Genomic DNA, 13,827 nt, shown 5'->3' with positions numbered 1-13,827 from the left:
TTTCATAATATCTCTCCAAAACTAACTTATTATTTTTGTGTATATTTTGTTACTGTATTATTGAATGCTTGTTGATAACATTTACCACTGCAATATATAAATTTATCACGATATAAAGAGTCAAATGTATATTCTTTCTCACATGATGAAATATAGCATTTAGTTGTAATAATTGGCATAATCTAAATTAACCCCCTTTAAATTTATATTATATATTTTACATGATTTCTGTTTTATCATTTTATTAATTATTTTTTTTATATTTTAAGTGTTTTATATATTAAAATTTATATTATTTTAAATAGTGCAATAGATTTAGTTAATAAGTTATTAGTATACAATTTTATGAAAAAAGTGTTAAAAAATAATTAAAAGTATGTAAAATATATTTATCTTCTTAAACTTAAGAAGTTATTGGTAAAAATTGAGGAGGATTAATTTATGAAAAAATATTTATCATTATTAATTGCAATATCATTAATGCCGGTATTTTATTTTATTTATTAATTTGCTAAATTGTAAAGGTAAGTGCAACTAAATTATTTTTCTATCCAAATATTCGATTGGTGAAAGATAATTTAGTATTTTTCTTGGTCTTTGGTTTAAAGACAATATAAATTTATGAACTTCATTTTTATTAGTTTTTGAAAAAATAAATTTTTTAGGAAATTTTTCTCTAATTAAACCATTAGTATTTTCATTAGTACCTCTTTGTCAAGGTGAATATGGATTGGCAAAATAAATTTTTATATCTAAATTTTTTTCAAGTTGTTGTCAATTTGAAAATTCTTTGCCACGATCAAAAGTAATAGTTTTAACAATGTTTTTAGGAAGAATTGATAAATAATAACTAACATTTTTATTAATAACTTTAGTAGTTCTGTTTTTAACTAATATTGCTAAAGTAAATCGTGATACTCTTTCAACTAAAGTTATTAAACATGATTTGCTTTTACCTCGTGATGATACTATAGTATCTCCTTCTCAATGACCAAGTGTTATACGATCATTAACATTTATATCTCGTTCTTTAATTGATTTACCATTAAACTTGCCACGATTTTCTTTAGATTTTCGTTTTTTACCTTTTCTTCTTAAATTTTTACTAGTAACTTTATCAAGCATTCCAAAATAAATTCAAGTATAAATTGTTTTAAAACTAATAACTCACTCTTTATGAAAATTTTTAATTCTGCCATAAATTTGTTCAGGTGATCAACCTAATAGTAATTTTTGTTGTACATATTTTACTAAATTCTTATTTTTAAACTTATGAAAACTAATATGTGATTGTTTTCGATTTTCAGCTTTATTTTGTGCAATTAATGAAAAATAATGATTATTATCTTTATTTCTATTAATTTCTCGAATAATAGTACTAATACTTCGATTAAGATTTTTAGCTATTTCACTAATTTTAAATTTAAATTTCAATTGATTCTCAATATAAATCCTTTCATCTATGCCAAGATGTTTATAACTCATATAAAAACTCCTTACTTTTTTCTAAACTAAATTTAGCATTATGAAATTTTTATATGAGAATTTTTTGCAATTTTATTTACTTGCACTTACAAGTATAACTCAGCATTTAATAATAAAAAATAGTTTCAATTTAAAAATAGTTTAGTTATCGGTGAACATTTTGCAAGTACATTGATAACTTTTTATTTAATTTAAATTTAAAGATAATTGTAATGCTTTGTTTTTTATAACTTATTGTTTATTTATTTTTTTAAAAAATACTAAAATATATTTATCTTCTTAAACTTTAAGAAGTTATTGGAGAAAACTTGGAGGGTGATTAATTATGAAATCATTATTAACAACATTAAGTATTTTAACAATTACAGGTAATTTAACTAATGTTATCTTAAATACAAGTTCACAAAAAATTCAACTTTTAGATAATAAAATTCAGCAAGATACAATTTACATTGACAAAGATGGAAAACAAGTGAAAACGAGTGAAGTAGATTTATCAAATATAAATAGCAAAGAGGTTATTCAAATTGGATTTTTTCAAAATCGAGAAGGAATAATTCAAGTTGTTAAAATGCCAGTAACAATAGAAAAAGTATCTGATCAATTACCATCAGAAATTAGATCTTTGAAAAATATGTTTATGGATGTAAGAGAATTTAATCAAGATATTTCAAAATGAAATACATCAAATGTGGTAGATATGAGTTATATGTTTAGTAATGCTTCATCATTTAATCAAAATCTATCAAGTTGAAATATTGCACACGTAACAAATATGAGTTCGATGTTTGCTGGAGCAAAAAAATTTAATCAAGATATTTCAAACTGAGATGTAGTTAATGTAACAACTATGCATGCAATATTTTATGGTGCTTTATCATTTAATCAAAATTTATCTTGAAATATAATTAATGTGAGAGATATGAGTTCAATGTTTTATGGTGCTTCGTTATTTAATGGTAATATTACAAATTTACTCTATGATAATAATGTAACAAATATGAATAATATGTTTCGAAATTGTTTATCATTTAATCAAGATATTTCAAAATGAATTGTAAATGATGTTACAAGCATGCGTTGTATGTTTGCTGGAGCAGTAGCATTTAATCAAGATATTTCAAAGTGAGATACTTCAAAAGTGGTGGATATGGGTTATATGTTTTATAAAGCTTCGTTATTTAATCAAGACTTATCAAAATGAAATGTAAATGAAGTATTATGACATGGATGATTTGCTAAAAATTCAGGATTTGAAAACGATCCTAACAAATGACCCAAATTTAAAAATTAAAATTTTAAAATAATAAATATTTTTTTGTGTCATTTTATTTAATTAGTAAAGTCACTTGCTAATTAGCATCAGCAATATTTTTGCTTTAATTTGTCATTTTAATTAGATAAAATTTAATATTATTGTAAAATTAAAATAAACAATAGAGGAGTCATAATTATGGCAAGTAAATTTTATGCAGTAAAAAAAGGTAGAGTCATTGGAATATTTGAAAACTGGAATGAATGTGAAATACAAATTAGAGGTTTTGCTGGTGCTCAGTATAAAAAATTTGCAACTAAAAAAGAAGCTCAAGATTATTTAGATGATAAAATTCAAATAAAATCTGAAAATCACTATAAATATGAAGTAATAGCATATACTGATGGTAGTTTTAAAGAAGAAATTAATCAATTTTCTTATGGACTTGTTTTCTTAAATAATGACAAAAAAGATATATTTTATGAAAAATTTGATGATAAAAATTGAGCAAAATTAAGAAATGTTGCTGGAGAAATAATGGGTGCACAAAAGGCAATGCAGTTAGCTTTGGAAAATAATATAAAATCAATTTTAATTTGTCATGATTATGTTGGAATTAGTAAATGATGTACTGGTGAATGAAAAACTACTAAAGTAGAAACAAAGGCATATAAAGCATTTTATGATAAAATAGCAAAAGATGTTAATATTTATTTTAAATGAGTTAAAGGTCATAGTGGTGATATATATAATGATGAAGCAGATGCTCTTGCTTGAAAAGCATTTAATTTAAAAAAAATATCTAAACCAATAATTTAAATATTAAAAAGGTGGTAAATAACATGATTAATAAAAAAATAATATTAGCAAGTTGTTTAGGGAATATTATTGGAGGTAGTTTGTTTGCTCTTTCTGATTTATATCAAAAAAAGAGAACAAAATATTTTTGAATTTGATATTACTTCAGCTGTAACAGTGTTTTCAGGGTGTTTTGCTGGTGCTCTTTTTGGTTTTATTTCAGGTCTTTTTTGTTGTTTAAATGATGGAGAAGATAATGGTGATTATAGAGAATTTTTTGAAAGTCAACAAATCATTGATAACACTCATTCTTTTCAATCTTCAAACGAATTTGCGCCTTTATTGCAAGAATATATTTTTAAAATTAATGATGAACAATTCATTCCTAATAATAATGCAGATCTTGTTTTTAATCCTCGTTTAGTTTATTAAATATAATAAAAATTATTCAAAAAATTTAATACCTTGATCATTAATAACTTTATTAATATCAATTTTATTATTAAGGATGTCTCTAATTTTTAAATCAATAGTATTAGCACAATATAAATTAATAATTTCTCTAGTTTTATTATCGTTTAATTGAGTTGGAAAAAAGCGACTTTCAGCTTGCTCATTTTCGGTTGGGTTTAATTCACGATCTAGAAAAATCATAACATCACCTTGATCTAATGTGATACCAACATTAGTAGATTTAATGTTACATAAAATAATTTTAACTTTTTTACTTTGAAAATCACTAATAGCTTTAAGTCTTTGTTCATGATTTACTTTACCAGTAATTAATTGATGATTTAATTTATGTTTATCTAAAATGTTACTTAAAATGTTAATTCCTTTATCACTAAAACTACTATAAATAATAATTGAATCATTTTCATTATCATGTAAGTAGTCTAGTAATCAATTAAATTTTGCTCCTAATTCTTTCATTCCCTCATTAATAGGTGTTGAACAAATAGTTCTTAATTTGGTAAATATTTGTAAAAAAGTTATTTTAGATTTTTTATTATAAAATAATTCTTGTTTCATAGTTTCAAGAGTATCATAATAAATTGCAGTTTGTGCTTTGGGCATAGTTAAAATTAAATCATTTTTAATAATTTTTGGCATTTCATTACGTACATCAATTTGTTTACGCATAATTGATATTTTTTTAACTAAATAATCAAATTCTGCTGCTAGTTGTGGTTTAACATTTGGTTTTGGTATATTAATAGTTACAAAATTAGTAATACGTTTTCTAATTATTCCAAAGTAACGAGCAACAAAATCTCAATAATCAATATTTTTATATAGTTTATTATCAATAATTTTTAATATACCAAAAATATCACTAGGATGATTGTTGGCGGGAGTACCAGTTAAACAATAAACTGATGATACTTTATTTGCAACTTCCAAAATTGTTGAACTTTGTGCAGTTTTGTAGTTTCTTAAAAAATGTGCTTCATCAATAACTAATGTAAAATCAAATTTAGTTAATAATTTATTTTTTATATCATTTTTAAAAGTGTTTTTAGAAACTACTAAAATACAATTATTACTATTTTTAAATTGATTATATTTTTCTGTTCGCACTTTAGTAATATCATCTTTAATAGTAATACAATTATAGGTAGTTCATTTTTTAATTTCGGGAACCCATGTTAATAAAATAGTTGACTTAGGAACAACAAATAATATTTTATTAGTTTTCATTTCTGATAATGCTGTTAAAATGGTGGGTGTTTTACCAGTTCGCATTTCATTAAATAAGCCAAATCTTTTATTTGCTTTTAAAATTGCAACATCAACACGTTGATAATGTCTTAGTTTAGGATTACCTGGATAATCATTTAAGTTTTTTTCTTGTTGGATTTTTTTTCATGATATTAGTGAGTGCTCATATATTTGTTTTAATTTATCATTATTATTTGTATATTTAAGTAGTATTTCAAGAGCAAACGGAGTATTAAATATTTTAAATTCATTAGTATTATTGATATCAATAATACCTAGTGCATTTAAAATTTCTTTTTTATTTTTTTTCACTTTAATTGTAATATGTTTATTATTAAGACTTATGATTTCTAACATTATTAACCTACTTTAGTGTTTGTATATGATATTAAATATTATAATAAAATTAATATAAATTAAAAAATAATTTATTTTTGTTAGTAAATATTAGATTATTAATAATTTATTTTAAAAGAATTATAAGTTATTGAATTGTATATAGAAAATAGTATTAATGTATATATCATGTAAATTTATTGTATTTATATACAATGTAAAAGAAAAACTAAATATAGTTTTCAATCTATTATTTTTTTAAGAAAGTAATAATTTTTTTTATATTAAATAAAAAAGAAAGGAAGAAGTTAGTGATAGAAACAATTAGAAAGGAATCAAAAATTTTTAAAGAAGAAATCAAAAAAATAGATACTGTAATAAAAACAAAACAAAACAAAATAATAGTTTTAAGGATTGAAAAACAAAAATTAGAAAAAGAAAGAAAAAAACATTTTGAACAAATTAAAAAAATAGACAAGATTATAAATATTAATGAACTTTATGAAATCCAAAAACAAATAGAAAAAAATAGAGAAGAAATATTAAAATTAAAAAATCAATTACCAAATAAACAATTACAAACAACATATATGATAAAAAAATGAAAAGAAAACATAGTAGCATTAGATGAAGAAATATCCAAAGAAATGATACGAGAAGAGAAATTAGATAGTGAAATAAGAGTATTGGAAGTTGAAGGAACAAATATAGAACAGCAAATTGAAAATTTTAATGCTCATGATTTAAATAAAAAATTAATTTTATCAAAGTTAAAATTAAAAACAGCAAGATTAGCTGTTAAGTTAGAAAGAAGAACATACAAAACAAAAAGAATATTTTGTAAAATTGCTAGAAATGAACTTGAAATAGCAAATAAATTTTTTTCAATAAAACAAGAAAATTGATGATTATGTCCAAATCTAAAATTAGAAAAAGAAGTTTTAGATGCAAGATTAAAAATAAGATTAAAATTGAAGATGGAAAATATTTGCGATTTAAATCGTAGTATGAGTAGAAGAAATTTAGATATTGCAAAAATAGATAAAAAAATTGCAAAATTAAATGTTAGTATAAATAAAAAAAATATTGAAATTAATGGTTGTCTTGCAACAGTAAGACAAATTTATAATTCACAAAGTATAAAAACACAAATAAAAATATTATTAAAATCTCCTTTTATTTGATTGAATAAACAATTTCAAAAATATAAATATGAAGTAACGTTAAATCAATATCAAGCTCAATTAGAAAAATTAGAAAAAGAAATCCAAAAATTAGAAACAGATAAAGGAGGGCGAAATTTTTCTAATAAATTTTGAGTTATTATTAGTTGTGGTCGTTTTAATAATAGTAGAAGTAATGAAATTAAACAACAAAAAATTGCAAAATTATATGAAATTAAACAAAAGATTTCTGGATTAAGAAGTCAAGCAACTATGCAATCTCAACCTTCAACATCTAGACATGCTGTATCTTGAAATGAAATGGATCCCAATCGTTGTTTCAATGAAATTGGATATAACGATAATAGGGGGTTTACTTCTTCGTTTTAATATATTATATAATGTATTTTTTCAGTTAATATTTTAAACTAAAATGTGTTATTTTTTATATTTCATCAAAAGATGAATTAATGACTTTACTTTTACATAACTTGGATAGATGGTTGATTTGAATCTGGATGATCTATCGATTCGCTTTCATTTATTAAGTTTGCATTAAATGGTTGAAAAATAAATTGTTTTATTAATTTTTTAAAACTATAATTTTGTGCTTGTTGATTAGCAAATCTTTCTATTCCTTTTATACTATTGGTTGCTATTTCTTTTGCAATTGAAATTTTTGTTCAAAATCAATCAAAATAAGAAAAAGAAAAAGAAGTAAGAGTATTTTCAAGAATTACTGTCAATAGTGTTAGTGGAAGTGCTTTTTTAATATTTTCTAAATTTATTTCTTTTTCTTCGCCATAAAGACCAGTTAATATATTTTTAAAAATTGATACAAAAAGAAGCATACTAACAGTACTACCATATTTAATAATTTTTGAAAAGTTTTGATTTTTTAAATTTTGTCATAATTTTTTAATGCAAGGTTGAGCAATTTTATCAAAAATTAATTCTTCAATTAAAATACTAATAAAAAAAATACTTATTCTTTCTATAAAAGAGATGAAGTTGAAATTTTCTTCGCTAACATATAAATATAAAAATTGATCTCAAATACTAATACCACCAATTGCTAAAGAAAAAGATAAGTATTTTCATTTATTTTTTAAAGAAATAAGTTTGTAATTTAAATACGATAAATTCATTACTGTAATACCACTAATACCACTCATTAATACATCTCAAAAATTATGATAAAGATTTTCAGGTAACTTTTCTTTATGAAAATAATTTTTAGTTTCAAATAATAATACTGATCCGAAAGCAAAATTTAAAAAAAATGTATTAGGTAAAAACATATATTTTGAATTGAAAAATTTTTTTAAAAAATTAGTTTTTTCTTTATTTATTGGTAAAAAAGTAGTTAAATCCAAGTCATTTAAATTATTATTGTATTCTCTTTCTTCTTCATTATTGTATATTTTATATTTTGTTTCAATTTTTTTATTTTCATTTAAATTTGATAATTCTAAAATAACTCTGCCATCATTTAATATAATTTCTTTCATTAAATATAATTGATTATCAATATTTGCTATTTTTTCATTTAAAATATCACCTATTATAAATTTTGTATTATATTCTCAATTACCATTAATATCTAATCTTTTCTGTGTTTTTCCACCATAACGATCATCAGTATCCCTTCAATCATTGCTAAAATTAACAATAGTATTTACTGAATCACCATCAAATAATAAACTGTTTAAATTATTATTTTCTCTTCCATTTGTTATTTGATCATCATCTAAAGTTATAATACTTTCAGTACTAGATGAATCATTATGATTTATTGACATATTTGAATTATTAATTCCATTATAATTAATATGTGCACTTGTTTCTAATAAAGGTAATTTTTCTGTATTAATCATCTTTTCATCCCCTTCAAAATAAAAAACCATTTACTTTGAAATGAAAGTAAATGGATTAAAAAACTTATATTAATTTTTATATTTATTATAAAGAAATAAAACGTATTTTACAATATATTTTTATCTGGTATTTTAAATAAAGTTTATTTAATTCATTATATTTTATTAAAATAAAATTGAATATAAACTAAAAAGCAAAAAAATATGGAAAAAAATAAAAAAGTAAAACTCTTAAAGAAGATATCATAAAGAAATGTAATCAAAAATAAATATAAAATAATGATAAAAAATCAGAAAAAAATTTCAGGCAAAGTAGTTCAAATATTAAAAATAATTTAATCATTAGATTCTTTAATATCATTAAACAATTATGTCGGTGAATTCAATCAGCATATTTTGAAATGAAATGAATTCCAATCTTTATTTTAATGAAATTGGATATAATAATGATAAAGGGTTTACTTTTTCTTTTTAATTATAAAATTATATTATCCATATTTATAATATAAAATTATGCTATATAATATAAGTTTTTAACTTATTATTTTTATTTTAGAACAAATGAGTTTTTTATGCCAAAATATGAAAAGAAAAAATATTTGAAAGTTATTTAAAATCTCATTTATGTTTAAAATTTGGTGTTTTTTTAGTTTTTGCATTCATGTACAAATAACTCATATAGACGAATTCAATATTTATTTTATAACTTTTTTTGTGTAAGATAAATAAACATTTGTTTAATCTTTTTTAAACCTACAAAATATTTTATAATTAATTCTTTATTAATTTTAAGTTTAATATAACCATCAATGTTAAATCCAAGATTTTATACAATAATTATATTTATAAAGTTGGTGATTTTTGATTTTGTGGTTTTGACAAAAAATTATCAGCAAATGAATCATACTGTTGAGCTTCAGCTAATACTTCATTTATTTTATTTTCTTCAGACTCTAATTTTCAAATTATTTTTTCTAATTCATTAATTTCTTTTTCTAATGCTGCAACTGGTTCATTTGCTTTTACTATTTCTGTTTTTTGTTTTGCTATTTTTGAAGATATTAAACTAATTTCTTTTTTTAATATCTCTTGTTCAGCTAATAGTTGTTTGTTTACTTCTTCTTGCTCGGCTAATTTTTGCGATAAGTCTTGTTTAATTTCAATCAGTGTTTTTGCTAATTTCTCTTTTGTTTTATGTTTACTCTTATCATTTAAACTTTGCAAATGATGAATTGTACTCAAAACTGATTGTAATGATAAATTTGATTGTGATTTTAAAGATCATTTTTTTAACTTTTTTTTAACACTACGAGTACCTTCGACAATACTACCAGTAGCAATAGTAATACCACTGCTAGCAATAGCAACAGGGACCGTTACTGGTATAGTTGTAGAACATAAAATAGCGATACTAGTCACCACACCCGCAATACAGCCGCCATCAATACCGATACCAACACTAGTAGGAATACTACAACTTCCACCATCTCCTCCTGAAGAACTTCCTCCTCCTAATATACAACAAGTAACAACACCAGCAGTACCCACTAAACCAGCAGCAGCACCTAAACCACCTTTGATTCCTCCTTTAAAAGCAACACCGGTTAGTTTCATCCCTTTAATAAAATTATCTCAGGTCTTAGTATTAAAATTATCTTTTATTATTTAATTTAAAATAATATTTTTTTCTAAAAATAATTGTGTTTCTATCGCTTTTAATTGATGATATTTTTTATTATTATCAACTTTCTTATTATTTAATTTTTTTAATTGTTCTACTAAAACTTTTTGTTCTTGTTCAATTTTCAGATTTTTCTCTTGTCTGATAACGATTTGTTTAGTTAATTCTTTTTCCTTTTCTTGTTTGAAACTTTGTAAATCTTTAATTTTTTGTCTTAGCATTGATTAACCTCTTTTTTTATTATTTTTAAAAATAAAAAAACTCATTTACTGTAAAAATTCAGTAAGGACTTAAAAACTATATTTAGTTTATATATATTATATAAACCAAAATTAAAAATATCAATAAATGATAGGTGGAATGGCAACACTTTTTAGGACTATTTTTTGACATTTGTTTTTGGGATTTAATTGGTGATAAATATTTAAAAACTACTCAATTTGAGCAGTTTTATTTTAATTTATTAACGATCGTCACCATTATTAATAGTACCTTTAACAATAACATAATCACATTTTGTTAATGCAGATAAATCTTTACCGCCAGCATAAGAAATAGCAGATTGTAAATCTTCTTCCATTTCTTTATAAGTATCAGCAATTGAACCTTTATATGGAACAAGTATTTTTTTACCTTCAATATTTTTCGCTTCCGCTTTGTTAAAAATACTTGCTGATCCAAAATATTCTTTGTAAGATTGACCATTTATTGTAACAATTTTGCCAGGTGATTCATCATAACCCGCTAAAATACTTCCTGCCATAATCATAGTGGCACCAAAAGCTATTGCTTTAGCAATATCACCATTACATCTAATACCACCATCTGCAATTAATGGTTTAGTGGTGCTATTGGCAACATCTTGTAAAGCATTTAATTGTCAACCACCTGTACCAAATCCAGTTTTTAGTTTAGTAATACAAGCTTTTCCTGGACCAACACCAAATTTAATTGCATCAGCGCCTCATTTTTCTAAATCTTTAACAGCGGTTTTTGTCATAACGTTACCAGCAATAATAAAAGGTTTAGTATTTGTTTTAGTAAAAGTAGTTTTTATAAATTTAATCATTTCTTCCATAGCATTACTATGACCATGAGCAATATCAATAGTAATAAATTCAGGAATTAGATTCAGTTTGATTAATTGTTCAAGTAACTCTTTATCCTCTTTTTTAACACCAATGCTAATTGAAGCATATAATTTTTGTTCATGCATATTTTTAATAAATTTAATTTGATCGATATTAAAACGGTGCATTACATAAAAGTAATTATTTTTAGCCAATAAAATACATAATTCTTGGTTAATGACAGCACTCATATTTGCCGGAATAATTGGAATTTTAAAAGTAAAACCATTTAGTTTAACACTGGTATCACATTCTTTTCGCGATTTAACTATTCCTTTATTTGCAATTAGATTTATATCTTCAAAATCAAATTTCACATTCATTTTTTATTTATTCTCCTTAGTCTTTACTAATTGTAATAGTCAAAATATGTACATATTATTTTATAACGTTTTAAATAAAATGCTAAAGGACTAAAACACCATTAGTATTATATATTATTTTTTTGCAATTTAATTATCTTTATTATTAATTAAGTCTGATAATTGGTTAATCATTTTCTTTAAATTAGTAATTAATGGGTTATAAACATCAATTTGTGTTAAATCAACACCCGCATCTTTTAAAATATCTAATGGATATTTGCTGCCACCAGCTTTTAAAAAGTTAAGTAAATTTTCTTTTTTACCATTTTTAACATCTTCATAAAGTTTATAAGAAACGGTAATTGAAGTAGCATATTTATAAACATAATAAGGTGAGTGGAAAAAATGAAGAATTCGTGGTCATGAGTATCCTTTTCCTTTTTCTTCGTATTTATCTAATGCTTTTTGTCCATATTTATTAGCTGTATTTTCAAATAAATCAGCCAAAATATCGGCGTTTAATGGCACTTCTTTTTCTACTAATTTATGTGCTTCTCATTCAAATTCAGCAAATTGAATTTGACGAAAAAAAGTACCAATTACAGTTTCAATATGAGTTTGTAGTAAGTAAATGCGTTCTTGATTATTTGACGCTTTATTATATAAATAATCAAATGCTAGATGTTCATTAACTGTTGAAGCAACTTCAGCTAAAATAATTGGATAGTCAGCATTTGGATATTTTTGATATTTTTCTGAAAATAGGCTGTGAACAGAATGACCTAATTCATGAGCTAGTGTATTAAGTGAATTAATAGTATCATCTCAATTCATTAAAATAATGGGTTCTACGCCATTACCACCTGTTGAATAAGCACCAGTTCGTTTATTTGTGTCTTCATAATAGTCAATTCTACCTGGTAATAATGCTAAGTTTAATTGTTCTAAATATTCATCACCTAAGATACTTAAAATTTCTTTGATTGAATTAATACCTTCTTCAACACTGAATTTTTTGGTTGGTATTGTTGTCATTTTTAAACTAGTATCGGTACTATAAAATTTTTTAAATTTAAAAAATTTACGTTTTAAATTATAAAATTCTTCTACTAAAATAGCGTGTTTCTGTCCCGTTTTTATTAAATTTTCATATAGTATTAATGGTACATCATCACTTAATAAACTATATTCTAAAGTAGTTAAATGTTTTTTATTATCTTTTTCTTTATGGTTGTTACGAATTTTTATTTCTTCAACAGCTACTTCTAAAATACTTTCATAAACTTGTGCTAATGAATGTTTTTTATTTTTAATATCTTCATAAAATTTTTTTGAAATATCAATTCTTAATTGTTGATCTTTTACTGGATTACTATTTTCTAAAATGTCTAAATATAAAGTTTGTGTTAATTCTTGTTCTTTATTTTGATAATTAAACATTGTTTTTTGTTTATCAGCATAAACCAAACTATCATATAAACCACCAGCAGCACTTCTTGATTTACTAACTTTACTTAGTAAAGTTTCATCGTGCTCACTTAAAATAAATTTTTCAAATTTAAAGAAAACTTCCATATCATGTTTATATATCATTAATGAGGGATCATTATTAATCCAGTTTTTAATAGTTTGTAAACCAATAGTTTTAATTTCTGGTTCAATCCATGCTAATTTTTCCGATAACTTACTTTGTTGAGTCGCAAATAAACTAGATAATTGTTGCAATTCTAAGTTAGTTTGATCTAAATCTCCATAATGTAAATATTGTACAACTTTAGATCCTAACATTGATATTTCTTTGCTAATTGCTAAATATTTTTTAAAGTTATCAATATTATTTAATTTTCCTTTAAAAGTTAAAAGTTGATTGGCAAATTTATCAAACTCAGGTAAAGCTTTTTTTCAAGATTCATTATTAATAAATAAATGCTTAAAATCTCAGCAGTACTTTTTTTTATCTTTTTCATTTAATTCAGAACGCTTCATAGTTTTTGCTCCATTCTATGGTAATATTACAATACAATAATAATACAATAATATTGTTTAACTTATCTATTTTTGTTGTAATTTTCGAA

12 protein-coding genes are annotated in these 13,827 nt (G+C 22.7%); 4 read left to right on the top strand and 8 right to left on the bottom strand.

Annotated elements, in window-relative coordinates:
* Positions 1-29: 29 nt before the first annotated feature.
* Together AACK81_RS08110 and AACK81_RS08105 are read right to left on the bottom strand one after the other, a co-directional pair.
* Positions 30-179 (bottom strand): hypothetical protein, encoded by a 150-nt coding sequence (locus tag AACK81_RS08110; protein ID WP_281748502.1) that lies wholly within the window; start codon positions 177-179, stop codon positions 30-32.
* Positions 180-534: 355 nt separating this feature from the next.
* The gene (locus AACK81_RS08105) at positions 535-1,485 is read right to left on the bottom strand and encodes an IS30 family transposase (RefSeq protein WP_338960236.1); all 951 of its coding nucleotides are present in this window, start codon (positions 1,483-1,485) and stop codon (positions 535-537) included.
* 325 nt (positions 1,486-1,810) lie between these two features.
* On the opposite strand from AACK81_RS08105, the gene AACK81_RS08100 reads away from it, so the two are divergent.
* The 3 genes from AACK81_RS08100 (at position 1,811) to AACK81_RS08090 (ending at position 3,970) form a co-directional block, all read left to right on the top strand.
* Positions 1,811-2,779 carry a BspA family leucine-rich repeat surface protein gene (locus AACK81_RS08100; RefSeq protein WP_338961273.1) on the top strand — a complete coding sequence of 323 codons (969 nt, stop codon included), beginning with the start codon at positions 1,811-1,813 and terminating at the stop codon, positions 2,777-2,779.
* A 159-nt stretch (positions 2,780-2,938) separates the two neighbouring features.
* Positions 2,939-3,559 carry a ribonuclease H family protein gene (locus tag AACK81_RS08095; RefSeq protein ID WP_338961272.1) on the top strand — a complete coding sequence of 207 codons (621 nt, stop codon included), beginning with the start codon at positions 2,939-2,941 and terminating at the stop codon, positions 3,557-3,559.
* A gap of 84 nt (positions 3,560-3,643) precedes the next feature.
* On the top strand, positions 3,644-3,970 hold the full coding sequence (locus AACK81_RS08090) for a hypothetical protein (RefSeq protein WP_338961270.1): 327 nt from the start codon (positions 3,644-3,646) through the stop codon (positions 3,968-3,970).
* A gap of 12 nt (positions 3,971-3,982) precedes the next feature.
* On the opposite strand, the gene AACK81_RS08085 is transcribed toward AACK81_RS08090, so the two are convergent.
* Positions 3,983-5,617, bottom strand: a complete 1,635-nt coding sequence (locus tag AACK81_RS08085; protein WP_338961268.1) for a DEAD/DEAH box helicase — start codon at positions 5,615-5,617, stop codon at positions 3,983-3,985.
* Positions 5,618-5,907: 290 nt separating this feature from the next.
* Between AACK81_RS08085 and AACK81_RS08080 the strand changes: the two genes are divergently transcribed.
* Positions 5,908-7,149 carry a hypothetical protein gene (locus AACK81_RS08080; RefSeq protein ID WP_338961267.1) on the top strand — a complete coding sequence of 414 codons (1,242 nt, stop codon included), beginning with the start codon at positions 5,908-5,910 and terminating at the stop codon, positions 7,147-7,149.
* 92 nt (positions 7,150-7,241) lie between these two features.
* Here the strand turns inward: AACK81_RS08080 and AACK81_RS08075 are convergent, their stop codons facing one another.
* The 5 genes from AACK81_RS08075 to pepF form a co-directional block, all read right to left on the bottom strand.
* Positions 7,242-8,636 carry a hypothetical protein gene (locus AACK81_RS08075; protein ID WP_338961265.1) on the bottom strand — a complete coding sequence of 465 codons (1,395 nt, stop codon included), beginning with the start codon at positions 8,634-8,636 and terminating at the stop codon, positions 7,242-7,244.
* Between the two features lie 843 nt (positions 8,637-9,479).
* A complete protein-coding gene (locus tag AACK81_RS08070) occupies positions 9,480-10,250 on the bottom strand; it encodes a hypothetical protein (RefSeq protein WP_338961264.1) in 771 nt (256 codons plus the stop codon).
* Between the two features lie 51 nt (positions 10,251-10,301).
* On the bottom strand, positions 10,302-10,538 hold the full coding sequence (locus AACK81_RS08065; protein ID WP_338961263.1) for a hypothetical protein: 237 nt from the start codon (positions 10,536-10,538) through the stop codon (positions 10,302-10,304).
* A gap of 242 nt (positions 10,539-10,780) precedes the next feature.
* Entirely contained in the window at positions 10,781-11,770 is a 990-nt protein-coding gene (locus AACK81_RS08060; protein WP_338961262.1) for a GMP reductase, read from the bottom strand.
* A gap of 129 nt (positions 11,771-11,899) precedes the next feature.
* Positions 11,900-13,738: an oligoendopeptidase F gene (pepF, locus tag AACK81_RS08055; protein ID WP_338961260.1), complete on the bottom strand. Its 1,839-nt coding sequence runs from the start codon at positions 13,736-13,738 to the stop codon at positions 11,900-11,902.
* Positions 13,739-13,827 lie beyond the last annotated feature (89 nt).

Source organism: Spiroplasma endosymbiont of Lasioglossum villosulum, from assembly GCF_964020195.1.
Taxonomy (GTDB): Bacteria; Bacillota_I; Bacilli_A; order Mycoplasmatales; family VBWQ01; genus Spiroplasma_E; species Spiroplasma_E ixodetis_A.
This window is presented reverse-complemented; position numbering and strand designations above follow the sequence as displayed.